This window comes from Bacillus sp. PS108, from assembly GCF_037963335.1.
Taxonomy (GTDB): Bacteria; Bacillota; Bacilli; order Bacillales; family Bacillaceae; genus Bacillus; species Bacillus subtilis.
This window is the reverse complement of record NZ_CP150155.1, coordinates 4,121,228-4,146,080: the sequence shown is the minus strand read 5'-3', so window position 1 is coordinate 4,146,080 and position 24,853 is coordinate 4,121,228. Positions and strand designations below refer to the sequence as shown.

At 43.0% G+C, this 24,853-nt stretch carries 27 protein-coding genes; 22 read left to right on the top strand and 5 right to left on the bottom strand.

Features of this window, described 5'->3' with window-relative positions; genetic code table 11:
- The first annotated feature begins 626 nt into the window (after positions 1-626).
- The 8 genes from rpmH (at position 627) to noc (ending at position 8,119) form a co-directional block, all read left to right on the top strand.
- The gene (gene rpmH / locus NSQ16_RS21610) at positions 627-761 is read left to right on the top strand and encodes a 50S ribosomal protein L34 (RefSeq protein WP_003178075.1); all 135 of its coding nucleotides are present in this window, start codon (positions 627-629) and stop codon (positions 759-761) included.
- A 151-nt stretch (positions 762-912) separates the two neighbouring features.
- Positions 913-1,263, top strand: coding sequence for a ribonuclease P protein component (gene rnpA, locus NSQ16_RS21605; RefSeq protein WP_003242628.1), 351 nt, complete (start codon positions 913-915; stop codon positions 1,261-1,263).
- 144 nt (positions 1,264-1,407) lie between these two features.
- Positions 1,408-2,193 (top strand): YidC family membrane integrase SpoIIIJ, encoded by a 786-nt coding sequence (gene spoIIIJ, locus NSQ16_RS21600; RefSeq protein WP_010886648.1) that lies wholly within the window; start codon positions 1,408-1,410, stop codon positions 2,191-2,193.
- Positions 2,190-2,816 (top strand): RNA-binding cell elongation regulator Jag/EloR, encoded by a 627-nt coding sequence (jag, locus tag NSQ16_RS21595; RefSeq protein ID WP_003243764.1) that lies wholly within the window; start codon positions 2,190-2,192, stop codon positions 2,814-2,816. Before spoIIIJ ends, jag begins: the two co-directional genes overlap by 4 nt.
- A 310-nt stretch (positions 2,817-3,126) precedes the next feature.
- A complete protein-coding gene (mnmE, locus tag NSQ16_RS21590) occupies positions 3,127-4,506 on the top strand; it encodes a tRNA uridine-5-carboxymethylaminomethyl(34) synthesis GTPase MnmE (protein WP_089172739.1) in 1,380 nt (459 codons plus the stop codon).
- Between the two features lie 20 nt (positions 4,507-4,526).
- Positions 4,527-6,413: a tRNA uridine-5-carboxymethylaminomethyl(34) synthesis enzyme MnmG gene (gene mnmG / locus NSQ16_RS21585; protein ID WP_003226825.1), complete on the top strand. Its 1,887-nt coding sequence runs from the start codon at positions 4,527-4,529 to the stop codon at positions 6,411-6,413.
- A 13-nt stretch (positions 6,414-6,426) separates the two neighbouring features.
- The gene (gene rsmG, locus NSQ16_RS21580) at positions 6,427-7,146 is read left to right on the top strand and encodes a 16S rRNA (guanine(527)-N(7))-methyltransferase RsmG (protein ID WP_015250777.1); all 720 of its coding nucleotides are present in this window, start codon (positions 6,427-6,429) and stop codon (positions 7,144-7,146) included.
- Between the two features lie 121 nt (positions 7,147-7,267).
- Positions 7,268-8,119: a nucleoid occlusion protein gene (gene noc / locus NSQ16_RS21575; RefSeq protein ID WP_163182293.1), complete on the top strand. Its 852-nt coding sequence runs from the start codon at positions 7,268-7,270 to the stop codon at positions 8,117-8,119.
- 50 nt (positions 8,120-8,169) lie between these two features.
- On the opposite strand, the gene NSQ16_RS21570 is transcribed toward noc, so the two are convergent.
- Positions 8,170-8,610 carry a PH domain-containing protein gene (locus NSQ16_RS21570; protein WP_015250779.1) on the bottom strand — a complete coding sequence of 147 codons (441 nt, stop codon included), beginning with the start codon at positions 8,608-8,610 and terminating at the stop codon, positions 8,170-8,172.
- 247 nt (positions 8,611-8,857) lie between these two features.
- Here NSQ16_RS21570 and soj point away from each other — a divergent pair, with 247 nt between their 5' ends.
- Together soj and spo0J are read left to right on the top strand one after the other, a co-directional pair.
- Positions 8,858-9,619 (top strand): sporulation initiation inhibitor protein Soj, encoded by a 762-nt coding sequence (gene soj, locus NSQ16_RS21565; protein WP_003219244.1) that lies wholly within the window; start codon positions 8,858-8,860, stop codon positions 9,617-9,619.
- Positions 9,612-10,460 (top strand): stage 0 sporulation protein Spo0J, encoded by an 849-nt coding sequence (spo0J, locus tag NSQ16_RS21560; RefSeq protein WP_003226832.1) that lies wholly within the window; start codon positions 9,612-9,614, stop codon positions 10,458-10,460. Before soj ends, spo0J begins: the two co-directional genes overlap by 8 nt.
- 38 nt (positions 10,461-10,498) lie before the next feature.
- Here the strand turns inward: spo0J and yyaC are convergent, their stop codons facing one another.
- A complete protein-coding gene (yyaC, locus tag NSQ16_RS21555) occupies positions 10,499-11,116 on the bottom strand; it encodes a spore protease YyaC (RefSeq protein WP_003243890.1) in 618 nt (205 codons plus the stop codon).
- Between the two features lie 442 nt (positions 11,117-11,558).
- Here yyaC and NSQ16_RS21550 point away from each other — a divergent pair, with 442 nt between their 5' ends.
- The 11 genes from NSQ16_RS21550 to NSQ16_RS21500 all read left to right on the top strand — a co-directional run bounded on the left by NSQ16_RS21550 (position 11,559) and on the right by NSQ16_RS21500 (position 20,220).
- Positions 11,559-12,575, top strand: coding sequence for a membrane protein (locus tag NSQ16_RS21550; RefSeq protein WP_010886647.1), 1,017 nt, complete (start codon positions 11,559-11,561; stop codon positions 12,573-12,575).
- A gap of 93 nt (positions 12,576-12,668) precedes the next feature.
- Positions 12,669-12,875, top strand: coding sequence for a DUF951 family protein (locus tag NSQ16_RS21545; protein ID WP_003226838.1), 207 nt, complete (start codon positions 12,669-12,671; stop codon positions 12,873-12,875).
- A gap of 50 nt (positions 12,876-12,925) precedes the next feature.
- Positions 12,926-14,929 carry a molybdopterin-dependent oxidoreductase gene (locus NSQ16_RS21540; protein ID WP_029726086.1) on the top strand — a complete coding sequence of 668 codons (2,004 nt, stop codon included), beginning with the start codon at positions 12,926-12,928 and terminating at the stop codon, positions 14,927-14,929.
- Between the two features lie 126 nt (positions 14,930-15,055).
- Positions 15,056-16,156, top strand: coding sequence for a redox-regulated ATPase YchF (gene ychF / locus NSQ16_RS21535; RefSeq protein ID WP_003242727.1), 1,101 nt, complete (start codon positions 15,056-15,058; stop codon positions 16,154-16,156).
- A 110-nt stretch (positions 16,157-16,266) separates the two neighbouring features.
- On the top strand, positions 16,267-16,554 hold the full coding sequence (gene rpsF / locus NSQ16_RS21530) for a 30S ribosomal protein S6 (protein WP_003244064.1): 288 nt from the start codon (positions 16,267-16,269) through the stop codon (positions 16,552-16,554).
- A 40-nt stretch (positions 16,555-16,594) separates the two neighbouring features.
- Positions 16,595-17,113, top strand: coding sequence for a single-stranded DNA-binding protein SsbA (gene ssbA / locus NSQ16_RS21525; RefSeq protein ID WP_003219228.1), 519 nt, complete (start codon positions 16,595-16,597; stop codon positions 17,111-17,113).
- A 43-nt stretch (positions 17,114-17,156) separates the two neighbouring features.
- The gene (gene rpsR / locus NSQ16_RS21520) at positions 17,157-17,396 is read left to right on the top strand and encodes a 30S ribosomal protein S18 (protein WP_003219224.1); all 240 of its coding nucleotides are present in this window, start codon (positions 17,157-17,159) and stop codon (positions 17,394-17,396) included.
- A 63-nt stretch (positions 17,397-17,459) separates the two neighbouring features.
- The gene (xth, locus tag NSQ16_RS21515; protein ID WP_029726087.1) at positions 17,460-18,218 is read left to right on the top strand and encodes an exodeoxyribonuclease III; all 759 of its coding nucleotides are present in this window, start codon (positions 17,460-17,462) and stop codon (positions 18,216-18,218) included.
- A 58-nt stretch (positions 18,219-18,276) separates the two neighbouring features.
- The gene (gene ccpB, locus NSQ16_RS21510) at positions 18,277-19,212 is read left to right on the top strand and encodes a transcriptional regulator CcpB (protein ID WP_048654830.1); all 936 of its coding nucleotides are present in this window, start codon (positions 18,277-18,279) and stop codon (positions 19,210-19,212) included.
- 55 nt (positions 19,213-19,267) lie between these two features.
- Positions 19,268-19,648, top strand: a complete 381-nt coding sequence (locus tag NSQ16_RS21505) for a VOC family protein (protein ID WP_048654831.1) — start codon at positions 19,268-19,270, stop codon at positions 19,646-19,648.
- 17 nt (positions 19,649-19,665) lie between these two features.
- Positions 19,666-20,220 carry a sugar O-acetyltransferase gene (locus NSQ16_RS21500; RefSeq protein ID WP_032722825.1) on the top strand — a complete coding sequence of 185 codons (555 nt, stop codon included), beginning with the start codon at positions 19,666-19,668 and terminating at the stop codon, positions 20,218-20,220.
- Positions 20,221-20,253: 33 nt separating this feature from the next.
- Here the strand turns inward: NSQ16_RS21500 and NSQ16_RS21495 are convergent, their stop codons facing one another.
- Positions 20,254-21,609, bottom strand: a complete 1,356-nt coding sequence (locus NSQ16_RS21495; RefSeq protein ID WP_048654832.1) for an MFS transporter — start codon at positions 21,607-21,609, stop codon at positions 20,254-20,256.
- Positions 21,610-21,834: 225 nt separating this feature from the next.
- Here NSQ16_RS21495 and NSQ16_RS21490 point away from each other — a divergent pair, with 225 nt between their 5' ends.
- On the top strand, positions 21,835-22,734 hold the full coding sequence (locus tag NSQ16_RS21490; protein WP_015250787.1) for a type II CAAX endopeptidase family protein: 900 nt from the start codon (positions 21,835-21,837) through the stop codon (positions 22,732-22,734).
- Here the strand turns inward: NSQ16_RS21490 and NSQ16_RS21485 are convergent.
- Both NSQ16_RS21485 and NSQ16_RS21480 read right to left on the bottom strand, forming a co-directional pair.
- Positions 22,731-24,620 carry a thioredoxin domain-containing protein gene (locus tag NSQ16_RS21485; RefSeq protein ID WP_327836161.1) on the bottom strand — a complete coding sequence of 630 codons (1,890 nt, stop codon included), beginning with the start codon at positions 24,618-24,620 and terminating at the stop codon, positions 22,731-22,733. The two genes, NSQ16_RS21490 and NSQ16_RS21485, sit on opposite strands and share 4 nt — an antisense overlap.
- A 38-nt stretch (positions 24,621-24,658) precedes the next feature.
- Positions 24,659-24,820 carry a DUF255 domain-containing protein gene (locus NSQ16_RS21480; RefSeq protein WP_080316903.1) on the bottom strand — a complete coding sequence of 54 codons (162 nt, stop codon included), beginning with the start codon at positions 24,818-24,820 and terminating at the stop codon, positions 24,659-24,661.
- Between the last annotated feature and the right edge of the window lie 33 nt (positions 24,821-24,853).

The following is a 24,853-nucleotide window of genomic DNA, read 5'->3' as shown; positions in this document are numbered from 1 at the left end:
CTTCCGGCACGTCCCTCCTTTTCATAGAAAATGTTGTCTTTCTCTGTTATAGAACACAAAAAAAGAGCAAATGGCGCTTACCATTCGTACACATTAAATGTTGAAAACATATAATATAGTAGATAAATAGCTTTTCGACAAATTTCACAACTTGTGGACAACCTTCTACACAAGCTGTGTGAAATCAATCCACAACTTATCCACACTTTGTGGATAAAGAGGAAAGGTAGGATTAGTAATCAAGAGTTAAAACACAAATATAATACCAAAATAAACGAGAGCTTGCAATGGTTGTCACAATCTTATCCACAAAGCGGACAACCTGTTGAAAAAACCTTGTCCACAGGGGTTGGTAATGTGAAAATGTTGTCGATAACCTCTGTGGATACTAAAAAAAGCCGAAAAAGATATCCACATGCGTGATTTTAGGGGTAAATTATTTGGATTTGTCTTTTTTCCGTAAAATTAAGGAATCTAAAAAATAAGGTTTCGAAAGTTGAAAAGGTATGGTATCCTATTATGGTTGCAAGAAATAAAAGCACTAGTGAAGTTGACAATGAATAGGTAACGCAAATATAATAAGTAAGACTGTCTTTAACAGCTATTCCTCGAGGGAGGTGTCATAAATGAAAAGAACATTCCAACCGAATAACCGTAAACGCAGCAAAGTTCATGGCTTCAGAAGCCGTATGAGTTCAAAAAACGGTCGTCTAGTTTTAGCACGCCGTCGCCGCAAAGGCAGAAAAGTATTATCAGCTTAGGCCACTGAATAATGTCAGTGGTCTTTTTTCACGTTATGGGAAAAGATAGATGTGATGCGTAATGAACCGGGGCATGCTTCCTGGTTCAGATGCATCTCATGTTCATAATAAATTTTAAAAGTTTCTGCCAGCCAGTATCGGAGTGAGTCATTTGAAGAAGCGAAATCGTTTAAAGAAAAATGAAGATTTTCAAAAAGTGTTTAAACATGGGACATCAGTTGCAAACCGCCAGTTTGTCTTATATACGCTTGATCAGCCTGAAAATGATGAACTGCGTGTCGGGCTTTCCGTCAGCAAAAAAATTGGCAATGCTGTGATGCGAAATCGGATCAAACGTTTGATTCGGCAGGCCTTTCTTGAGGAGAAAGAGAGACTGAAGGAAAAGGATTACATCATTATTGCCAGAAAACCGGCGAGCCAGCTGACATATGAGGAAACGAAAAAAAGTCTGCAGCATCTATTCAGAAAGTCTTCATTATATAAGAAATCTTCGTCAAAGTAGGCATCACCACTGCTTTCTTACAACTTTTAAAAGCGCTTCCTTTCTGGTTGATCAGAAAAAGACACCATTTAAAACTGAAAGATGCTAAAATACATACAAGTATGCTTTGCAATAAAAGAGTGTAAAGATTAATTATAGGAGGAAATGTTGTTGAAAAGGAGAATAGGGTTGCTATTAAGTATGGTTGGCGTATTCATGCTTTTGGCTGGATGCTCGAGTGTGAAAGAGCCGATCACTGCAGATAGTCCGCATTTCTGGGACAAGTACGTAGTATATCCATTGTCTGAGCTCATTACGTATGTAGCGAAATTGACGGGAGATAACTACGGGCTTTCAATAATTCTAGTTACCATTTTAATTCGTTTATTAATTTTACCGCTGATGATTAAGCAGCTGAGAAGTTCGAAAGCGATGCAGGCTTTACAGCCGGAAATGCAAAAGCTTAAAGAAAAATACAGCTCAAAGGATCAAAAAACGCAGCAAAAGCTTCAGCAGGAAACAATGGCTTTATTCCAAAAGCATGGTGTCAATCCATTGGCGGGATGTTTCCCGATTTTGATCCAGATGCCGATTTTAATTGGATTCTATCATGCGATCATGAGAACCCAGGCGATTTCAGAGCATAGCTTCTTATGGTTTGACTTAGGAGAAAAAGATCCTTACTATATTCTTCCTATCGTTGCCGGTGTCGCTACATTTGTTCAGCAAAAACTGATGATGGCTGGCAATGCGCAGCAAAATCCGCAAATGGCGATGATGCTTTGGATTATGCCAATTATGATTATCGTATTTGCGATCAACTTCCCGGCGGCTCTTTCTCTTTATTGGGTAGTTGGTAACTTGTTTATGATTGCGCAAACTTTCCTCATTAAAGGACCTGATATTAAAAAAAATCCTGAGCCGCAAAAAGCCGGAGGAAAGAAAAAGTGAGGAATGTGACTGCTGCAGGGCGAAATGTCGATGAAGCAGTACAGTCCGGATTGCAAGAGCTGGGATTAACGAAGGATAAGGTAGAAATTACTGTTATTGAAGAGGGAAACAAAGGGTTTCTCGGCATTTTCGGTAAAAAGCCTGCGATCGTAAAGCTGGTTGAAAAGATTGATCCGATTCAGCAAGCGAAGTTATATCTTCAAACGATTGCCGAAGCCATTGCCGGGAAGTCTGATGTGACTGTTCAAGAAAGCAAAAAGACAGTGAGATATCATATAACAGGTGAAAAGGCAGCATTGTTGATTGGGAAAAGAGGACAAACTTTAAACGCCCTTGAAACTTTGACACAGCTTGCCCTTAACCGTTATCCAGGCCAATATAAAAATGTGACGGTGGATGCAGAAAACTATCGTTTGAAAAGAAAAGAAACACTGAGCCAGCTGGCCATCAAGCTTGCTGACCAGGTTTTGAAAACGAAAAAATCCATCCAGCTTGAGCCCATGCCGTCCAGCGAAAGAAAAATTATTCACGATACTCTTTCTGGATATGCAAACCACCAGATCAAAACATATTCAATGGGTGAAGGCGAAAATCGTCATCTCGTTATTTCCCATAAAAGATAGCATAAAACCGAAGTCCGATAAAAATTGGATTTCGGTTTTTTTGTATCCGAAAAATCTACTTTTCCTAGTAATATCAAGGTTTTGCCGTTTAAGTTTTTTCTTTTTAGGTGTATCCTGTTGATAAAAAGGAAGTTCAGGAAATAAAATTAATTGTTATTCACATGTGGATAAGTTAAAGTAATAAGGGACGAATTTCTATTTCTGTGGATAACAAATCTTCCACTTCGAACCAAACTATGTTATCTTTTAGTTTTGGCATAATAAAAATTTTTTTATATAGATGAAGTATAAGTAAAGAGAGGTGAACAACATGGATACAATTGCGGCAATTTCCACACCGATGGGAGAAGGCGCGATTGCGATTGTACGGTTGAGCGGACCAGAAGCCATTCAAATCGCAGATAAAATTTATAAGGGACCGAAGGGGAAAACACTCAGCTCGGTCGAATCACATACGATTCATTATGGTCATATCGTAGACAGACCTTCGGATCGTGTCGTTGAGGAAGTAATGGTATCAGTGTTAAAAGCACCGAGAACTTTTACACGAGAAGATGTCATTGAGATTAACTGTCACGGGGGAATTGTGACTGTGAACCAAGTGCTTCAGCTTGCATTAAGAGAGGGAGCGAGACTGGCAGAGCCTGGTGAATTTACGAAACGTGCGTTTTTAAACGGCCGAATCGATCTTTCACAGGCGGAAGCGGTTATGGACTTAATCAGAGCGAAAACGGACCGGGCAATGAACGTTGCTATGAATCAAATGGAAGGGCGTCTTTCTGCTTTGGTGCGCCGTTTGCGCAGTGAGATTTTAGAAACACTGGCCCATGTTGAGGTGAATATCGATTATCCGGAGTATGATGATGTAGAGGAAATGACGCATCAGATTTTAGTCGAAAAGGCAACCGCCGTGAAAAAGGAAATTGAGACGCTGCTGAGGACTTCTGAGCAAGGAAAAATCTTGCGTGAAGGTCTTTCTACCGTCATTATCGGCCGGCCAAACGTAGGAAAATCATCTCTTCTGAACAGCCTCGTTCATGAGGCAAAAGCCATTGTAACCGATATTCCCGGAACGACACGGGATGTGATTGAGGAATACGTGAATGTAAGGGGCGTCCCGCTTCGTCTGGTTGATACAGCAGGTATTCGTGAAACAGAGGATATTGTTGAGCGAATCGGTGTTGAACGTTCTCGCCAGGTTCTAAAGGAAGCGGACCTGATTTTACTTGTGCTTAATTATAGTGAAGAGCTTTCTGATGAAGACGTGAAGCTTTTTGAAGCCGTTGAGGGCATGGATGTTATCGTGATTTTGAATAAGACTGACCTTGAGGCGAAGATTGACTCTGAACGTGTCCGTGAGCTTGCCAATGGACGTCCAGTTGTTACGACATCTCTTTTAAAAGAGGAAGGCATCAATGATCTGGAAGAAGCGATTCAATCACTGTTCTACACGGGTGCCATTGAAAGCGGTGATCTGACTTATGTCAGCAACACACGTCACATCTCTATTTTACAGCAAGCAAAACGCGCCATTGAAGATGCGCTTAGCGGCATCGAACAGGATGTCCCGATCGACATGGTGCAAATTGACCTTACAAGATGCTGGGAGCTTTTAGGGGAAATCATTGGAGATTCTGTCCACGAAAGCTTAATTGATCAGCTCTTTTCTCAATTCTGTTTAGGAAAATAATTAAAGGAGGAACTAGAATCATGGGGTATGAAGCAGGCCAATACGATGTGATTGTGATTGGCGCCGGGCATGCCGGTGTTGAGGCTGCCCTCGCATCTGCACGCCAAGGCGCCAAAACGCTTGTCTTGACCATCAACCTAGATATGGTTGCATTTATGCCATGTAATCCGTCTGTCGGCGGCCCCGCAAAAGGGATTGTCGTCCGCGAAATTGACGCGCTCGGCGGAGAAATGGGAAGAAACATCGATAAAACACATATTCAAATGAGAATGCTGAATACAGGAAAAGGTCCTGCGGTTCGTGCATTGCGTGCGCAAGCAGACAAATTCCAATATCAGCACGAAATGAAAAATACGCTTGAAAAAGAACCAAACTTAACATTGCTGCAAGGAATTGTGGAGCGGCTGATCGTTGAAGACGGCGAATGCCGAGGCGTTATTACACAAACAGGCGCACATTATCGTGCGAAAGCAGTTGTCATGACGACAGGGACATATTTAAGAGGACGTATCATTCTTGGCGATCTGTCTTACTCAAGCGGCCCGAATAACCAGCAGCCTTCTATTAAGCTTTCTGAGCATTTGGAGGAACTCGGTTTTGACCTTGTTCGTTTTAAAACAGGTACGCCGCCTCGCGTTAAAAGCGACACGATTGATTACAGCAAAACGGAAATTCAGCCTGGTGACGATGTGCCTCGCGCTTTCTCATATGAAACAGTGGAATATATCACAGATCAGCTCCCTTGCTGGCTGACATATACAAGCCCTGAGACACATGAGATTATTGACAGCAACCTGCACCGTTCACCGATGTATTCCGGTATGATCAAAGGTACGGGCCCAAGATACTGCCCATCCATTGAAGACAAAGTTGTCCGTTTTAATGATAAACCGCGTCACCAAATCTTCCTTGAGCCGGAAGGCAGAAATACACAGGAAGTCTATGTCCAAGGTTTATCTACAAGTCTTCCAGAAGACGTACAGCAAAGAATGCTTGCAACGATTCCTGGACTTGAAAACGTGCAAATGATGAGAGCCGGCTATGCGATCGAGTATGATGCAATCGTACCGACACAGCTATGGCCGACACTTGAAACCAAAAAAATCACAAACCTTTATACTGCAGGCCAAATTAACGGAACATCCGGTTATGAAGAAGCTGCGGGACAAGGGATTATGGCGGGAATCAATGCAGGACGAAAAGCGCTTGGAAAAGAAGAAGTAATTCTAAGCCGTTCTGACGCCTATATTGGTGTTCTGATTGATGACCTTGTGACAAAAGGTACCAATGAGCCATATCGTCTTTTGACATCACGTGCGGAATACAGATTGCTGCTTCGCCATGACAATGCTGATTTGCGTCTGACAGAAATCGGACATCGCATTGGATTGATTTCTGATGAGCGCTATGCGGCTTTTGAGAAGAAAAAAGCGGCGATCGAGGCGGAGAAAAAACGTCTTCATTCTGTAATTATCAAGCCGTCTCCGGAAAATCAAGAATATATCCGTTCTCTTGGCGGAAGCGAATTGAAAGATGGAGTTCGCGGCACAGACTTGATGAAACGTCCTGAAATGAACTATGAAACAGTCACAAAACTGGCGCCGCCAGAAGTGCCGGTTCCTCAAGACGTGGCAGAACAAGTAGAAATCCAAGTGAAATATGAAGGATATATTGAAAAATCTCTTCAGCAAGTGGAAAAACTGAAGAAGATGGAAAATAAAAAAATTCCAGACCGAATTGATTATGACGCAATTAAGGGGATTGCGACCGAGGCGCGTCAAAAACTGAAAAATGTACGGCCTTTGTCTGTTGCCCAGGCTTCCCGCATTTCCGGTGTAAACCCGGCGGACATTTCAATTCTATTGGTGTATTTAGAGCAGGGACGCATTGCGAAGATAGCCGAATAGAAAGGATGACGGCATGAATATTGAAGAATTCACTTCTGGTTTGGCGGAAAAAGGGATCTCCCTTTCTCCCCGTCAGCTGGAGCAATTTGAGCTGTATTACGACATGCTGGTTGAATGGAACGAAAAAATCAATCTCACTTCAATAACAGAGAAAAAAGAAGTGTATTTAAAGCATTTTTATGATTCCATTACAGCTGCTTTTTATGTCGACTTCAATCAGGTGAACACGATTTGTGATGTTGGAGCGGGAGCGGGTTTTCCAAGTCTGCCGATAAAAATATGCTTTCCGCACCTCAATGTCACAATCGTGGATTCACTGAACAAACGGATCACGTTTTTAGAAAAGTTATCTGAGGCTTTGCAATTGGAGAATACAACATTCTGCCATGACAGAGCTGAAACGTTCGGGCAACGGAAAGACGTGCGTGAAAGCTATGATATTGTGACAGCGCGAGCAGTTGCGAGATTATCTGTTTTGAGTGAGCTTTGCTTGCCTCTGGTGAAGAAAAACGGTTTATTTGTTGCTTTAAAAGCCGCATCAGCAGAAGAAGAACTGAATGCAGGCAAAAAAGCAATCACGACGCTTGGAGGAGAACTTGAGAATATCCATTCTTTTAAGCTGCCTATTGAAGAAAGCGATCGTAATATTATGGTGATACGCAAAATAAAAAATACACCTAAGAAGTATCCAAGAAAACCGGGAACTCCTAATAAATCGCCAATTGAAGGGTAATTTAGACAGCCTGATATGACAATACCATCATATTTTCATCAAAATTGATGGATGTACAGCAGGAAAAACCATGAGAAAATAGAATTACAAAAATGGCAGTTTTTAAAGGTGGTGTAGGTACATGAAGCATTCATTCTCTCGTTTCTTCGGGCTTGGTGAGAAGGAACAGGAGCCGGAGATTGCTGAACATGATACAAATAAAGAAGAGATTCTGGAAATACCGGTAAATGCTATCGTTCCCAACCGTTTTCAGCCACGCACCATTTTCTCAGATGAAAAAATCAAAGAGTTAGCAATGACCATTCATACACACGGCATTATTCAGCCGATTGTTGTTAGGCATACAGAAGAAGAAGGCCAATACGAACTCATTGCAGGTGAAAGACGCTGGAGAGCGGTGCAATCGCTTGAGTGGGAAAAGATTCCGGCAATTATTAAGGATTTTTCCGACACGGAAACCGCTTCTGTGGCGTTAATCGAAAACTTGCAGCGGGAAGAACTGTCTTCTATTGAGGAAGCGCATGCTTATGCTAGGCTGCTTGAGCTGCATGATTTAACACAGGAGGCACTCGCACAGCGCTTAGGAAAAGGGCAGTCTACAATCGCGAATAAGCTTCGGTTATTAAAGCTGCCTCAGCCGGTCCAAGAGGCGATTATGGAGAAGAAAATCACCGAGCGCCATGCCAGAGCGCTAATTCCGCTGAAACAGCCTGAGCTCCAAGTCACACTGCTCAAAGAGATTATTGAGAAAAGTTTAAATGTAAAGCAGACGGAAGACCGCGTGGTGAAAATGCTGGAGCAAGGCCAAAGAAAGCCAAAGCCGAGACGCAAAGCATTCAGCAGAGATACGAGAATTGCGATGAACACGATTCGCCAGTCACTATCAATGGTGGAAGACAGCGGTGTAAAATTGAATACAGAAGAAGAAGAATTTGAAGAATATATTCAATTAACGATTCGCATACCAAAATAGAAGCTCTCCTGAAAAGCAGGAGAGCTTTTTATATTTTCAATAAAAGGTAATCACTTACTTTTAGTGAAAATTATTATATTAGAATTCTTTTCTTTGAGTTTGTGGATAAACTCTTCAGATTTTTGCGGTGAAATTACTGCATGTCCCCATCCCCCCTGATAATATATTGTGATGGCATGGCGAGAGCCGATCAGACGAAAACCGGACCATAGTTTCTTTTTTTGAACGACTTTATCGATTTTTTCATAAGGAATTTGATGTTTGATCAATCCGGCTTTAATGATCAGATGGTGTTCCTTCAATACATATTTTAGGTCAATAAAGCTCCAAATGATGAGTCCATTTAAAAGAGTCAGCAGAATAAAAATGATCCAGCCGGAAACTCTCATATTTCCCAGCACAAAAGGAACAATGGCATCTGCTTGTATCAGTAATATGAGAAACACAATCATCAGCGTAACGGGTACATCTCTCTTCGTTTGATAAACCATTTTCTCACCATCCTGTTTCCACGTTCTGTACTGTGACTTCTTCTTTTTTTCTTTAAGAAATTCCTTTTTTAAGTCAAAAAAACATAGAAATTGCAGAATTTATAAGAGAAAGCATAAAGCGTGCTTGAATTTTCAATTATTTCCCTTCTGATTCGGAACAAAATGATGAAAAAAATGAAACGCTTTAATCTTTTTTTGATAGAATAGAAGCAAGATAGTACATGTTCATGTGAAAGTAGGTGACATCGTGGGAAAAATCATAGCAATTACGAACCAAAAAGGCGGGGTCGGCAAAACAACGACGTCTGTCAACCTTGGGGCATGTTTGGCTTACATAGGGAAAAGGGTTCTGCTGGTAGATATTGATCCGCAGGGAAATGCGACAAGCGGATTAGGGATTGAAAAAGCCGATGTAGAGCAGTGTGTGTACGATATTTTAGTAGATGATGCAGATGTAATAGATATTATTAAAGCAACGACAGTAGAGAACTTGGATGTGATTCCTGCGACGATTCAGCTTGCAGGGGCTGAAATCGAGCTGGTTCCTACAATATCAAGAGAAGTGAGATTGAAGAGAGCGCTTGAAGCAGTAAAGCAAAATTATGATTATATTATCATTGATTGTCCGCCGTCATTGGGCCTGCTGACGATTAACGCCCTTACTGCCTCGGATTCCGTTGTGATTCCTGTACAGTGCGAATATTATGCCTTGGAGGGTCTCAGCCAGTTATTAAATACAGTACGTCTTGTGCAAAAGCATTTGAATACTGATTTAATGATTGAAGGTGTATTGCTGACAATGCTTGATGCCCGGACAAACCTTGGCATTCAAGTGATTGAAGAGGTTAAAAAGTATTTTAGGGATAAAGTATATAAGACAGTTATTCCGCGTAATGTCCGTCTGAGTGAGGCACCGAGTCACGGAAAACCCATCATTTTATACGATCCGCGGTCAAGAGGTGCGGAAGTATATTTAGATTTAGCAAAGGAAGTGGCTGCGAATGGCTAAAGGCCTTGGAAAAGGGATTAATGCGTTATTTAATCAGGTAGATTTGTCTGAAGAGACAGTTGAAGAAATTAAAATTGCCGATTTACGCCCTAATCCTTATCAGCCAAGAAAACACTTTGATGACGAGGCATTAGCTGAACTAAAAGAATCTGTGCTGCAGCATGGCATTCTTCAGCCGCTTATCGTCAGAAAATCTTTAAAAGGCTATGATATTGTTGCGGGTGAACGGCGTTTTCGAGCGGCAAAGCTGGCAGGTTTAGATACAGTTCCGGCCATTGTCCGTGAATTATCAGAGGCGTTAATGAGGGAAATTGCTTTATTAGAAAACCTTCAGCGTGAAGATTTATCTCCGCTTGAAGAGGCTCAGGCATATGACTCCTTGTTGAAACACTTAGACCTCACGCAAGAGCAGCTTGCCAAACGTCTTGGGAAAAGCAGACCGCATATTGCGAATCATTTAAGACTGCTGACACTGCCAGAAAATATTCAGCAGCTTATTGCCGAAGGTACGCTTTCTATGGGACATGGACGCACGCTTCTTGGCTTGAAAAACAAAAATAAGCTTGAACCGCTGGTACAAAAAGTGATTGCGGAGCAGCTCAATGTTCGCCAGCTTGAGCAGCTGATTCAGCAGTTGAATCAGAATGTTCCACGTGAAACAAAGAAAAAAGAACCTGTGAAAGATGCGGTTCTAAAAGAACGGGAATCCTATCTCCAAAATTATTTTGGAACAACAGTTAATATTAAAAGACAGAAGAAAAAAGGCAAAATCGAAATTGAATTTTTCTCTAATGAAGACCTTGACCGGATTTTAGAGCTTTTGTCTGAACGAGAATCGTAAATGAAGAAACCATCTTTCAAGCGAAGATGGTTTTTGTTTTATATGCGCCCAGTGAGCCTTTGCAACGGGTTAAGGCGTTCTTGCCTCCACTCTGTCCGATCTGTTAAACTCAATCCTTCCGCGAGAACATTGGCCATATTCATGACCAAGTTGAGTCTTGTATTTTGCAATACAAAATATTCCATGAAACCGCTAACATTCACGATTCCGTTAATATGAAGATCTCCCACTTCAGGAAGGTCTTTTTGTACACCGGCTCCGGGCTTTAATGGCCCGTCCCCGATTTGAAATGAACCCACACTCTTAACGCGGCCTAAGCATGCATCGACTGCTATAACAAATGGGTTTTTATGTAATTTATGAATGTCATTGATTTTATCCTTCATGTTCACAGCATGGACGGGGTCAGATAAGGTTCCGTAGACATGGAATCTGGTGAGCTGCATCTGTTTGAGTTTCATTCCTACGAGCGGGCCCAATGAATCACCGGTTGAACGGTCTGTTCCGATACAAACCACAACAATTGGTTTGCCGGCAGCTTTACGTAGGGATGAAGAAAGGATGGTTTGGATTTGTTTTGCCGCTGCAGCATCTGTATGTGAAACATATTGCTTTACTCGTTCCTGAGAGGAAAAAAGCCCGCCTTTTCGATTCATGGGTTTCACTTCCTTGTTATAGTAGGTAACAGAATTGCTATGGTGTGTGTTTCGTTATGTAAGGTTGTTTACAGTATATCCAGCAGTACGGTTTTTTATGCTTTGTGTATGGCACCGGAGATTTTAAAAAAGTAGAGGGCATGATATGAATGGTTAGTGGGCGATTACAAGTATTGTCCCCCATTGCTTCGATCATGATCAAGCAATGGTCTGCTTATGAAACACTTTATAGATAGGAATGGTTAATGAGGTTCATTCCTTCATTCCACTGCAAAATGATATATTTTTAGACTGCCTCCATTAGCAGTCTTTTTTTTATGTGTATTTCGTATGATAATTTCACCTTGTGTTCAAATGTCTATGAAAATATGGCATGTTTGCTTTCCTTTATTTATATAGTAACAATAACGGGAACAAGCTGAACTTTGTCTATGAGGTGATAGTGTTGTGGAGAGCCGGAATGAAGTGGATGCTGCTCATATTAGGGAGCCTGATCGGGGCCGGATATGCGAGCGGTCAGGAGATATGGCAGTTTTTTGGGGCGGAAAGCGGACTTGCTATTGTGCTGTTTACAATTATGTTCATTTTCTCGTCTTATATTGTGATGAAAATCAGTTTTAAGGTTCAATCCACTCATTTTCTGCCGGTTCTGGAGCATTTAATGGGGCCATGGCTGGCGAAAATTTATGATGTCCTCATCATTTTTTATTTGTTTTCGACGACTATGGTGATGATTGCCGGAGGCGGTGTGACCCTGCAAATGTACAAGCTTCCTTTCTGGTGGGGAATCACGCTGATTTGCATCGTGACAGTGTGTTTGTTTTTGTGGGATGTGAAAGGAATATTATCTATAAATAGTATTTTGATTCCTGTGTTAGTAGCGGGGCTTTTATATGCGCTGATCTCCTTTCAGAGCACACATCACCATACGTGGACGATTGATTTGTCCCAGCAGTATAACTGGCCTGCGAGCATTACGTTTACCTCTTTAAACATCCTTTCAGTTGTTGCGATTTTATCCTCTGTTGGGAAAGAGATGAAAGGGCTCGGAGAAGCAAAAATCGCAAGTGTGGCAAGCGGTCTTATTTTTGGCGTGATCTCATTTGTTTATAATGAAACGTTGGTGGAGCTGGCGGGCTCCCTTTCTCAGTTTGAAATACCGCTGTTTGCCGTTCTGGAGGGTGCGCCTTATTTCCTTTTTTTATGTATGACGGCGGTGCTGTGCCTGGCGATTTACACGACGACGGTAGCTGGTTTGCTGGGGCTGTCCAGCCGGCTGATGGCGTTTATTCATATGCCGAGATGGATGATTGTGTTGATTTTGTTAGTCTTAATGGTACCTTTTACTTCTTTCGGATTTTCTGATTTGATCGCGTTCTTGTATCCGATATATGGGATGCTCAATTTGTATTTGTTAGTTTGTCTGCTCTTATATCCTATTTTGAGTAAATGGAAATAAGAGGATGTATTTCTTTTCGGGTATCTTGATTGCTCTTATGATCAGTTTTTTTGTACAATAGATACAGCAGTTTAGGAAAAGAGGTGAAGGGTCTTGGCGGATAAAGACTTTGGCCTGAATGATATCGTAGAAATGAAAAAACCGCATCCATGCGGAGCGAACAGCTGGAAAATTATACGCATGGGAATGGATATTCGAATTAAGTGTGAGGGATGCTCTCACAGTGTTATGATTCCGAGAAGAGAATTTGAAAGAAAACTAAAAAAAGTACTAGTCAAGCATGAGGAGCCTACTTCATAAATAGGCCGACACTCATGCTTTTTCATATAGAAGGTAAGGAGAAGACGGCGATGAGCAAAGTGCATCAGTCGGCATGTCCGCTGAATTGTTGGGACAGCTGCGGCTTTTTGGTGACTGTTGATGATGGAAAGGTAACAAAAGTGGACGGAGATCCAAACCATCCGATTACGGAAGGTAAAATCTGCGGCCGCGGCAGAATGCTTGAGACAAAAACAAATTCGCCTGATCGGCTTCGCTATCCAATGAAAAAACAAAATGGCGAGTTTGTGCGGATTTCTTGGGAGCAGGCACTTGATGAAATTGCCGATAAACTTCGGGAAATCAAGGAAACGTCGGAGACGACTGCTGTTTTGCACAGCCATGATTATGCGAATAACGGTCTGTTAAAAGCGCTTGATCAGCGTTTTTTTAATGGATATGGCGGCGTGACCGAAATCGTCGGAAGCATATGCTGGGGCTCCGGCATCGAGGCGCAAAGCTGGGATTTTGGCCGTTCGTACGGTCACGGCCCGCTTGATATTTACAACAGCAAGCATGTTGTTGTGTGGGGAAGAAATGTATCCAGAACAAATATGCACTTATACCACCACTTGCAGCAGGTGAAAAAGAAGGGCGCCACGATTACGGTGATTGATCCGATCTTCAACCCGACTGCTAAGCTTGCTGACCGCTATATCTCTGTAAAGCCTGGAATGGACGGCTGGCTTGCGGCAGCCGTTTTGAAGGTTCTGATTGAGACGGGAAGAACGGATGAAACGTTTATTTCTGAGCATTCTGTCGGTTTTGATGATGTGAAAGAGTTTTTGAAAACTGTTTCTCTGGAAGAGTTTATTGTGAAAACAGAAACTTCTATGGAGGAGCTGGAGTATCTGGCCGGTTTGTATGCTGATGGTCCGGTGTCTACTTTTATGGGGCTTGGCATGCAGCGATATAAAAACGGCGGGGGAACGATTCGTTGGATTGATGCACTTGTTGCGGCAAGCGGAAATGTCGGAATTAAGGGCGGCGGCGCGAATTTCGGAAATGTCCAGATTGGCGAGAGCTTTGCAAAAACAAAGCTGACGTTGCCGGAATTAAAAACAACATCACGTTCTTTTTCAATGATGACGCAGGCTGAAGAAGTGTTGACCGCTGCTGATCCTGCGATTGAGATGATTATTGTGACGTGCGGAAATCCGCTGACTCAGGTGCCGAATACAAATAAGGTGAGACAAGCATTTGAAAAGGTTCCAATGACGGTCGCGATTGATTCCATTATGACGGATACCGCAGAGCTGTGTGATTATGTTTTGCCGACTGCCACTGTTTTTGAAGAAGAAGATATCTACTATTCCAGTATGTATCATCATTATGTTCAGTACGGGAAGAAGCTTGTGGAGCCGCAGGGTGAAGCGAAATCGGACAGCTGGATCTGGTCAGAGCTTGCAAAACGTCTTGGGTTTGGCGAGCTGTTTGAATACAGCACTCAAGAATTTTTAGAGATGGGGCTTTCTTCATTGGAAGCAGAGGATGTGACACTTGAGCGTTTAAAAGAAAAAGGCCACCTCCCTCTTCCAGTAAAACAGGTGCCGTGGGATGATTATCAGTTTTTGACGCCGAGTGGAAAATTTGAATTTACTTCGTCGCTTGCTGAGCAAAAAGGATTTAGCGGCTCGCTTCAATTAAATGTGCCCGAAGAATCTGTTTTCCATAATGAGGAGTTAGCTGGAAAGTACCCTTATACGCTCTTATCCATTCATCCGCAGCGTTCCAATCATTCACAGCATGTGCCGTTTATTGAAAAGCTTCAGCACGTTCAGGTCGATATTTCTCCAGATATAGCGGCTGAGCAGGATCTTCAGGATGGAGACGAGGTTGTCATCTTTAATGACCGCGGACGCTTGAAGGGCAAGGTGAAAGTGATGAAACAGGCTCATGCGAAGACGATTAATATAGATGAAGGCATGTGGGCGGCTTTTGGAGGGTCAGTCAATGCACTGACAAATGATACAAATTCTGATAATGGAATGGGAAGTACGCTTTTTGACTGTTTAGTAGGCTTGAAAAAAGCATAATCAAAGGGATTGGCAGGCTGAAAATGCTTTTTTGTCAGCTTGTCTTTTCCAGTGAACCTCCTTATAATTGCTCTAGGTTCAAAATACGCTCATACAATGACGGTTTTATATAGAGGAGATGAAAGAATGGCTTTAACAGCTGGAATTGTTGGTTTGCCGAACGTCGGAAAATCAACACTATTTAACGCAATTACACAGGCCGGTGCCGAATCAGCCAACTACCCGTTCTGTACAATTGATCCGAACGTGGGAATTGTAGAGGTGCCGGATGATCGTCTGCAAAAGCTGACTGAGCTGGTCAACCCGAAGAAGACTGTGCCGACTGCTTTTGAATTCACTGATATTGCAGGGATTGTAAAGGGCGCATCTAAAGGAGAAGGACTCGGCAACAAGTTCCTATCTCATATTCGCCAAGTTGACGCGATTTGCCACGTTGTCCGTGCTTTTTCCGATGACAACATTACACACGTTTCCGGAAAGGTTGATCCGATTGATGACATTGAAACGATCAACCTTGAGCTGATCCTCGCTGATATGGAAACGGTTGAAAAGCGGATTACACGCGTCAGCAAGCTTGCGAAGCAAAAAGATAAAGACGCTGTATTTGAGTTTGAGATTTTATCTAAACTGAAAGAAGCGTTTGAGAGTGAAAAGCCTGCTCGATCTGTAGAATTCACTGAAGAGCAGCAAAAGCTTGTGAAGCAGCTCCATTTACTGACTTCGAAGCCTATTTTGTACGTGGCCAACGTAAGTGAAGATGAAGTTGCTGATCCATCTGGCAATGAAAATGTAGCGAAGATTCGCGAGTACGCTGCCGGCGAAAATGCAGAAGTTATCGTTGTATGTGCAAAAATCGAATCTGAAATCGCTGAGCTTGAAGGCGAAGAAAAGCAAATGTTCTTGGAAGAGCTGGGCATTCAAGAATCAGGTCTTGATCAGCTGATCAAAGCGTCTTACTCTCTTCTAGGCCTCGCAACATATTTCACAGCCGGAGAACAGGAAGTCAGAGCTTGGACATTCAAAAAAGGCATGAAAGCCCCTGAGTGTGCAGGAATTATTCATAGTGACTTTGAGCGGGGCTTCATTCGTGCTGAGACAGTTGCTTATGAGGATCTTCTTGCGGGCGGCGGTATGGCAGGAGCTAAAGAGGCAGGAAAAGTCCGCCTTGAAGGGAAAGAATATGTGGTCCAAGACGGAGATGTTATTCATTTCCGATTTAATGTATAGGATGCAGTTGTAAAGGGACAAGAGCTTTGGTATAATATAAAATTGTGAGTAATAGAATTATTGCTCCTTGCCCATTATGGGCCGCTTAGTCCAAAAGGAGGTGCAAACAGATGAGAAAGTACGAAGTTATGTACATTATCCGCCCAAACATTGACGAAGAGTCTAAAAAAGCAGTTATCGAGCGTTTCAACAACGTTCTGACTTCTAACGGTGCGGAGATCACTGGAACAAAGGATTGGGGTAAACGTCGTCTTGCTTACGAAATCAACGATTTCCGCGACGGTTTCTACCAAATCGTAAACGTTCAATCTGACGCTGCGGCAGTTCAAGAATTTGACCGTCTAGCTAAGATCAGTGACGATATCATTCGCCACATTGTTGTTAAAGAAGAAGAATAAGCAATTTTGAAATATATAATGGTAAAAGGTGGTCTTTCTTATGCTTAACCGAGTTGTATTAGTCGGAAGACTGACAAAAGACCCAGAGCTTCGTTATACGCCAAACGGTGCGGCTGTTGCTACGTTTACTCTTGCTGTGAATCGTACATTTACGAACCAGTCCGGAGAACGTGAGGCCGATTTCATTAATTGTGTCACTTGGAGAAGACAAGCCGAAAACGTTGCAAACTTCTTGAAAAAAGGAAGCCTTGCAGGCGTAGATGGCCGTTTACAAACAAGAAACTATGAAAACCAGCAAGGACAGCGTGTCTTCGTGACAGAGGTCCAAGCTGAAAGTGTTCAATTTCTTGAGCCGAAAAACGGCGGCGGTTCTGGTTCAGGTGGATACAACGAAGGAAACAGCGGCGGAGGCCAGTACTTTGGCGGAGGCCAAAATGATAATCCATTTGGGGGAAATCAAAACAACCAGAGACGCAATCAGGGGAACAGCTTTAATGATGACCCATTTGCCAACGACGGCAAACCGATTGACATCTCGGATGATGATCTTCCATTCTAATGTGATTATCGCCTAAAATGAAAAAGAAAGGAGGGAAATGACAATGGCAGGAGGACGCAGAGGCGGTCGTGCGAAACGCCGTAAAGTGTGTTATTTCACTTCTAACGGTATCACGCACATCGACTACAAAGATGTAGATCTTCTTAAAAAGTTTGTTTCTGAGCGCGGTAAAATTTTACCACGTCGTGTAACTGGAACAAACGCTAAATACCAACGTAAATTGACTGCAGCGATCAAACGCGCACGTCAAATGGCTTTACTTCCATACGTAAGCGGTGAGTAAGCTGATGCGTAAAGAGCAAGAACCTTCGGGTTCTTGCTCTTTTTTATAGGGGGAGGATGAAACATGAAGTTGATTTCATGGAATGTAAACGGCCTGCGGGCTGTGATGAGAAAAATGGATTTTCTCTCTTATTTGAAAGAAGAGGATGCAGATATTATATGTCTTCAGGAAACGAAGATACAGGACGGCCAGGTTGATCTCCAGCCTGAAGGCTATCATGTGTACTGGAATTATGCAGTGAAAAAAGGATATTCCGGCACAGCTGTTTTTTCTAAGCAAGAACCGCTGCAGGTCATCTACGGTATCGGAGTAGAAGAGCATGACCAAGAAGGCAGAGTGATTACGCTGGAATTTGAAAACGTGTATGTGATGACTGTTTACACGCCCAATTCCAGAAGGGGATTAGAGCGGATTGATTACCGCATGCAATGGGAAGAGGCTTTATTGTCTTATATTCTTGAATTGGATCAGAAAAAACCAGTGATTTTATGCGGTGATTTGAATGTAGCCCATCAGGAGATTGATTTGAAAAATCCAAAGGCGAACCGGAATAACGCTGGATTTTCAGATCAAGAAAGAGGGGCATTCACTCGTTTCTTAGAAGCTGGCTTTGTTGATTCTTTCCGTCATGTTTATCCTGATCTTGAAGGCGCTTATTCCTGGTGGTCGTATCGTGCCGGCGCCCGGGACAGAAATATCGGATGGCGGATTGATTATTTTGTTGTTTCTGAAAGACTTAAGGAACAGATTGAAGATGCCAGCATATCAGCGGACGTCATGGGTTCCGACCATTGTCCTGTTGAACTTATCATCAATATATGATGAGATAGCAGTAAGGATTTTACACTTACTGCTTTTTTTATATGAAAAGGAGAAAGAGATGGCAAATATAAAAGAGATCGCAAGACTGGCAAATGTATCTGTTTCGACTGTCTCGCGTGTATTGAATCACCATCCTTATGTATCTGAAGAAAAGAGAAAGCTTGTTCATCAAGTCATGAAGGAATTGGATTATACGCCAAATCGAACCGCAATCGATCTCATTCGCGGGAAAACCCATACGGTCGGTGTGATTCTGCCTTATAGCGATCATCCCTGCTTTGATAAAATCGTTAACGGAATCACCAAGGCGGCTTTTCAGTATGAGTATGCAACGACCCTTCTCCCCACCAATTATAACCCCGATATTGAAATCAAATATTTAGAGCTGTTAAGAACGAAGAAAATAGACGGTCTCATCATTACTTCCCGCGCCAATCATTGGGACAGCATTTTAGCTTATCAGGAATATGGGCCGATCATCGCTTGTGAGGATACCGGAGACATTGATGTTCCTTGTGCTTTTAATGACAGAAAAACTGCTTATGCAGAGAGCTTTCGCTATTTAAAGAGCCGCGGGCATGAGAATATTGCTTTTACGTGTGTCAGAGAAGCTGATAGGAGCCCGAGCACGGCTGATAAAGCTGCGGCCTATAAAGCTGTCTGCGGAAGGTTGGAAGACCGCCATATGCTGTCCGGATGCAACGATATAAATGATGGTGAGCGGGCAGCTGAACATTTTTATATGAGCGGGAGGGTTCCGACTGCTATTTATGCAAATAGTGATGAAGTGGCAGCTGGAATTCATCTATTTGCCAAAAAGAGTAATTGGGATGTTGAAATCATAGGCGAGGGGAATACTTCTATCAGCCGTGTTCTTGGTTTTCCGTCGCTTGATTTGAATCTTGAGCAGCTCGGCATCGCAGCATTTTCTCTATTTTTGCAGGATGAACCCGCTGATATCAAAATTCAGCATAAATTTAAGAAAAAAGCTTGAACTGAAATGCATTTCATACCTTATAACTTCATTGAAGGCGAAGGAGGAGGAAGAAATGCATATTGAACATACAGCGGTCTGGGTCAATGATTTAGAGCGAATGAAATCTTTTTATGAAACGTATTTTAATGGCGAAGCGAATGATTTGTATCATAATGAGAAAAAAGATTTTAAGTCTTATTTTATTACGTTTGATTCCGGAGCAAGGCTGGAGATTATGAAAAAAGGGAATGTGACCGATCCGTCCTCACAAACAATGACAGGCTGGGCACATATTGCCTTTTCCGTTGGGAGCCGGGAGAAAGTTGACGAACTGACTAATCGATTGAAGGCGGATGGTTTCGCAGTAGTTAACGGCCCGAGGACAACAGGAGACGGCTACTATGAAAGTGTGATTGAGGATGATGAAGGAAATTTGATCGAGATTACAATCTGACATCTGGAGTGACTTACATGCTGAGGACAGAAAAAGAAAAAATGGCAGCCGGAGAATTATACAATTCGGAAGATCAACAACTATTACTAGAACGCAAACATGCGAGACAGCTGATTAGACAATATAACGAAACACCGGAAGATGATGCAGTGCGGACGGAGCTTTTGAAGGAGCTGCTCGGTTCGGTTGGGGATCAAGTCACGATTTTGCCGACATTCCGCTGTGATTATGGCTATCACATTCATATCGGAGATCATACATTTGTTAATTTTGACTGTGTCATTTTAGATGTGTGTGAGGTGCGTATCGGCCGTCATTGTTTGATTGCGCCAGGTGTACATATCTACACGGCCGGTCACCCTCTTGATCCGATCGAAAGGAAATCCGGGAAGGAGTTCGGTAAGCCTGTGACAATTGGAGATCAAGTTTGGATTGGAGGCCGGGCGGTGATTAACCCGGGAGTGACAATCGGTGATAACGCAGTGATTGCTTCTGGATCTGTTGTCACTAAGGATGTACCCGCTAATACTGTTGTAGGCGGAAACCCCGCGAGGATTTTGAAGCAATTGTAATGAGATCAGTGCGGCAGATCCGCACTGACTTTTTTAAATCTGTTTCGCATTCGTATTAGGACCGAAGAAGATTAACAGCAAGGAGCATGCGAGCCAGCAGCCCCCAATAAATAAGAAGACGCTGATATAGCCGAGCTGAACGGCAATAAATCCGACAAGCAATGAGCCAAAAATGTTTGAAAAACGGCCAAGACCATAGGCTAAACCGCTGCCAGACGAGCGGTATTCAGTCGGATAAGGTTCAGATGTATAGGCGTATAAGTTCGAGGTAAAGACCCGTTCTGTGATATTCACGATAAAACCAAATACAATGATCATGATGGGAATAAAAGTCATACCATATAAGAGCCCGGCGATGGCCGTCAGAAACGCACTCGCAGCTAAAATCCATTTTCTTTGAAATCTTTCGGAAATCATGGAGCCGAGCAGTGCACCAAGCGGAGCGCCGATGGAATGCAATACGTTATACCACAATGTATTTTCCATGGTGACGCCATTGCTTTTTAGCAGGCTTGGAACCCATGAGGCAAATCCGTAAAACCCAAACGTTTCAAAAATCCATACAGCAGATAATACGATGGTGATTTTGAGGTTTCTGCCTTTCAATAAGCCGGCATAACCTGCATTCTGCTTAACAGTTTCGCTTACTTTAGGCTGGGATGCTGCCGGAAGCGGGCCTTTCTCCTTTTCAACCTGTGCCTCAATTCGGTTGAGGATCGCATCGGCTTTCGCATATTCCCCGCGATTTTCGTGCCAGCGAGGCGACTCTTCCAGCCGTCGAATAAAGAAAAAATAAATAAGGCCGACGGCACCCCATACAAATACTAGCCTCCATCCCCATGAACCAAGAGGAATGACAAAGGCAGACACAATGTTGGTGATCGGAACCCCGATCAATCCAATCATGGCACAAAAAGAAATATATTTTCCACGTACACTTGAAGGGAAAAATTCCGCCAAATAGCTATTCGTAATGACCATGGCGGCTGCAACGCCAAATCCGGTGAGAAAACGGAATGTCATTAAAGATGGAATGTCCCATGCCGCAGCATTGCATAGCGATGCGATTGAGAAAACAAAGACAAATAGATTTAAGGCTTTTTTGCGGCCGATTCGATCGGACAGCCGTCCGCCCAGTGAAGCGCCTAAAAACATGCCTAAAAACGAAGCAGCCGTTACGTTAGCAATAGTTGAAAGCGGGATGCCCCAATGCTCGATCAGTGCCGGCGCTACATTGCTGAGGGTAAATAAATCTGCGAGATCAAAGAAATAAACAATGCCGAGAGCGGTTAACACTTGGAAATGAACGCGTGAAATCGGAAGGCGGTCTAAACGATTCGCTGCGTTTGAGAAAGGATGTGTATTCTTTTGTTTGAAGATCGTATTCATAAAAAACCCCCTTTTAGTAGTAAGAAAAGACTGAAAATTCCCCTCTTGGGACTATTATAAGTATCTTGGTTCATTGGCAACAGAGTTCAAATCACTAGATGGAAGAACTAAATTCACACTTTATATTTTAATTTTGCTTGAAAGATTTCCAAAACAGTAGATTCATAGACCAATTTATGCAAATATATAGTAATATTCTCATTGAAAGGAAGAGACATAGAAGGAATGAATTCATTTATCCGTCCTATAGAAGGAAACAATACGTTGTGGAGATATTTTTTCGCTTTTTTGGTGATGGTAGGGTTATATGTATTCGGGAATATAGCTTACCTTTTCGCTATACTGTTCACGGTTATTGTGAATCCCAATATCACGTTTGATTTGGATGAAGCTGTGCTGAGTGATCCCCTCGTAGATCTTTATTTGTCCCATGTGATTTATTTATTCGCCATTCCGGGAGTTTGGCTGGCTGTGCGCTTTATTTTGAAGCGGCCTTTCCGAACTGTGATTACACCAAATTCAAAGATGAATTGGCGGAGAATTTCCTTTGGTTTTATTGCTTATTTCTTGCTGATGATCGCCGTACAATTGATTGATTTTGCGATTCATCCTGATAGCTATTCAATGCAAGAGTTTAATGCCTCACGCTTTATCTGGCTGCTAGCGGCTGCCCTCATTTTGGTTCCGATTCAGACATCAGCTGAGGAACTGTTTTTCAGGGGATTTTTGCTTCAAGCTTTCGGGAGATTGACGAAAAATCCTCTATTTTTGACACTGATTGTCGGAGGATTGTTTGGCGTATTGCATTTTGCGAATCCAGAAATGAACAATGGCGCTGTCTGGGCAGGAATTGAGTATTTAACATTTGGTTTTGTGTGGACCTATTACACGATTAAAACTGGAAGCATCGAAATATCACTTGGCGCCCATGCCGCGAATAATATGTTTTTGTGTATGTTTATTACAGAAAAAAACAGTGTGTATGGAGGAATTCCTTCTCTGTTTACGGTTACGCGGGGGAACCCGATGTGGGAGGCTTTCTTTACGATAGCGGTCAACCTTGTGTTTGCGGGGATCGCTTTATGGTACCATAAGAAATCAAAAAGTAAGCAGCAAGGGTCTTAATCCCTGCTGCTTATTAATGTGTGGATCGCTTCTTCAATATTTGTTGTCGGCTGCTGGCAGGCGAAGTTTTCACAAATATAAACGGTTGTTTTGCCGTCTATGATGCGGTAGTCTGCAGCGAATGGCGCAATGTCTTTGCATTGATCAGGATGCTCTGCTACCAGAATGGAGTCGTTAGGCTTAAAGGCTTTTTGGAGCTCTGTTATGATTTGTTTTCTGGCTGGATCGTCTGCGCTTCCAAAAATCACGATTTCTTTTTTAGGCATTAGATGCCTTAACACACTTTGCATAAAGAAAGCATGGCCGCTCGGATACGCGTCGATGTCTGGCTTGAACACGGAAAACATCGTTTCCGCTTTTTCGATCAGTGATAAGTCGCCGGTGACTTGGCCGAGACGCAGCAGCTGAACAGCTGCCACACTGTTTCCGGAAGGCACGGCGCCGTCGTACACTTCTTTTTCCCGTACGATTAAGGCTTCTGCATCGTGTCCGGTGAAGTAGAATCCGCCATGCTCCTCATCCCAAAATAAGCTGATCATATCGTCTGTCAGTTTCTTCGCTTTTTGTAAATAAGAAAGATCAAACGAAGCTTCATAGAGATCCAGATAAGCCCATAGGAGAAAAGCGTAATCGTCGATAAAGCCTTTGGTTTTCACTTCGCCATCACGATATCGGACCATCACACGGCCGTCGATGATTAATTTGTTTTCAATAAATGTGATGGCGTCTTTCGCTAGGCTGAGATATTTCGGCTCCTGGTATACCTTTGCCGCTTTCGCAAGACCCGCGATCATCAGCGCGTTCCATGAGGTCAGCACTTTATCATCGACATGCGGATAGGTTCTTTCCTCGCGTGCCTTCAAGAGCTGCTGTCTTGCGTCTTCGAGTTTGAGACTGAGCTCTTTTTCAGTTAACCCGGCATCCTCTTTGATTTGTTCTCGCTTTGTGTGAATGAGGTTAGGAATATTTTTGCCTTCAAAGTTTCCTTCTTCAGTGATGTCATACACTTGGCAATACAGCGTTCCGAGATCATCCCCGAGCGTTTTCAGAATCTCTTCCTTTGACCACACGTAGTACTTTCCTTCTTCTCCTTCTGTATCCGCGTCTAAAGCAGAGAAAAAGCTTCCGTCTTCATGAGTCATTTCCCTCTGAATGAACGTAATGATCTGCTCACAAATCTCTTTATAGCGGCTGTTTTGCGTGACCTGATAGGCTTCTGTATAAGCAGTCAGCAGCAGCGCATTGTCGTACAGCATTTTTTCAAAGTGGGGAACGAGCCACTCGTCATCGGTCGAATAGCGGGCGAACCCATAGCCGATATGATCGTAAATGCCGCCATTCGCCATGCTGTCCAGCGTTTTCGTCACGTTGTATAAAGCGTTCTCCTGCCCCGTATTGTGATGATAACGAAGCAAATACATCAGCATATGGGGCATCGGAAATTTCGGTGCCTGCCCGAAACCGCCGTAGATCGTATCAAACCCGCTGGCAAGCTGCTGGAATGTCCGGTGAATCGCTGACTCGCTAAGGCCTTCGCCTGATTTGGCGGCTGTTTTGGTCTGCAAATGTTTAGCGGCGTTCTCCGCAATATCCTCGACATGCTCGCGGTCGTTCGCAAACGTCTCAGACAGATGCTCAAGCACATCAACAAAACCGGGACGATTGAATTTGCTCGTCTTTGGAAAATATGTACCCGCGTAAAACGGCTTTTGATCAGGCGTGATAAACACATTCAGCGGCCAGCCGCCCTGCCCGGTCATCAGCTGGCAGATTCTCATATAAACAGAATCCACATCCGGCCGCTCTTCCCGGTCGACTTTAATCGCCACAAACCGTTCATTGAGAAGACGCGCGATTTCTTCGTCTTCAAAGCTTTCGTGGGCCATAACGTGGCACCAATGACATGTGCGTGTAGCTACCCGAGCTAGCTATACCCAATAGATACGAGAACAGGTTTGTTTTCGCGTTTCGCTTTATCAAATGCTTCATCTCCCCAAGGGAACCAATTCACAGGGTTATGAGCATGTTGAAGTAAATAAGGAGACTTCTCAGCGATTAATCTATTGGGTTTATTGTTAGTGGGCATGGGATCACCTTCTTTCAATACTTAGTTAAATTT

Excerpts from the sequence above, each read along its gene's own strand:
- NSQ16_RS21570 (WP_015250779.1), bottom strand. The coding sequence starts at position 8,610 with ATGGTTTATCAAACGAAGAGAGATGTACCCGTTACGCTGATGATTGTG.
- yyaC (WP_003243890.1), bottom strand. The coding sequence starts at position 11,116 with ATGAATCGAAAAGGCGGGCTTTTTTCCTCTCAGGAACGAGTAAAGCAA.
- NSQ16_RS21540 (WP_029726086.1), top strand. The coding sequence starts at position 12,926 with ATGAGCAAAGTGCATCAGTCGGCATGTCCGCTGAATTGTTGGGACAGC.
- xth (WP_029726087.1), top strand. The coding sequence starts at position 17,460 with ATGAAGTTGATTTCATGGAATGTAAACGGCCTGCGGGCTGTGATGAGA.
- mnmE (WP_089172739.1), top strand. The coding sequence starts at position 3,127 with ATGGATACAATTGCGGCAATTTCCACACCGATGGGAGAAGGCGCGATT.
- ychF (WP_003242727.1), top strand. The coding sequence starts at position 15,056 with ATGGCTTTAACAGCTGGAATTGTTGGTTTGCCGAACGTCGGAAAATCA.
- ssbA (WP_003219228.1), top strand. The coding sequence starts at position 16,595 with ATGCTTAACCGAGTTGTATTAGTCGGAAGACTGACAAAAGACCCAGAG.
- NSQ16_RS21495 (WP_048654832.1), bottom strand. The coding sequence starts at position 21,609 with ATGAATACGATCTTCAAACAAAAGAATACACATCCTTTCTCAAACGCA.
- rpsR (WP_003219224.1), top strand. The coding sequence starts at position 17,157 with ATGGCAGGAGGACGCAGAGGCGGTCGTGCGAAACGCCGTAAAGTGTGT.
- rpmH (WP_003178075.1), top strand. The coding sequence starts at position 627 with ATGAAAAGAACATTCCAACCGAATAACCGTAAACGCAGCAAAGTTCAT.
- NSQ16_RS21490 (WP_015250787.1), top strand. The coding sequence starts at position 21,835 with ATGAATTCATTTATCCGTCCTATAGAAGGAAACAATACGTTGTGGAGA.
- spoIIIJ (WP_010886648.1), top strand. The coding sequence starts at position 1,408 with ATGTTGTTGAAAAGGAGAATAGGGTTGCTATTAAGTATGGTTGGCGTA.
- NSQ16_RS21505 (WP_048654831.1), top strand. The coding sequence starts at position 19,268 with ATGCATATTGAACATACAGCGGTCTGGGTCAATGATTTAGAGCGAATG.
- rsmG (WP_015250777.1), top strand. The coding sequence starts at position 6,427 with ATGAATATTGAAGAATTCACTTCTGGTTTGGCGGAAAAAGGGATCTCC.
- noc (WP_163182293.1), top strand. The coding sequence starts at position 7,268 with ATGAAGCATTCATTCTCTCGTTTCTTCGGGCTTGGTGAGAAGGAACAG.
- NSQ16_RS21480 (WP_080316903.1), bottom strand. The coding sequence starts at position 24,820 with ATGCCCACTAACAATAAACCCAATAGATTAATCGCTGAGAAGTCTCCT.
- NSQ16_RS21500 (WP_032722825.1), top strand. The coding sequence starts at position 19,666 with ATGCTGAGGACAGAAAAAGAAAAAATGGCAGCCGGAGAATTATACAAT.
- spo0J (WP_003226832.1), top strand. The coding sequence starts at position 9,612 with ATGGCTAAAGGCCTTGGAAAAGGGATTAATGCGTTATTTAATCAGGTA.
- mnmG (WP_003226825.1), top strand. The coding sequence starts at position 4,527 with ATGGGGTATGAAGCAGGCCAATACGATGTGATTGTGATTGGCGCCGGG.
- rpsF (WP_003244064.1), top strand. The coding sequence starts at position 16,267 with ATGAGAAAGTACGAAGTTATGTACATTATCCGCCCAAACATTGACGAA.
- ccpB (WP_048654830.1), top strand. The coding sequence starts at position 18,277 with ATGGCAAATATAAAAGAGATCGCAAGACTGGCAAATGTATCTGTTTCG.
- NSQ16_RS21485 (WP_327836161.1), bottom strand. The coding sequence starts at position 24,620 with ATGGCCCACGAAAGCTTTGAAGACGAAGAAATCGCGCGTCTTCTCAAT.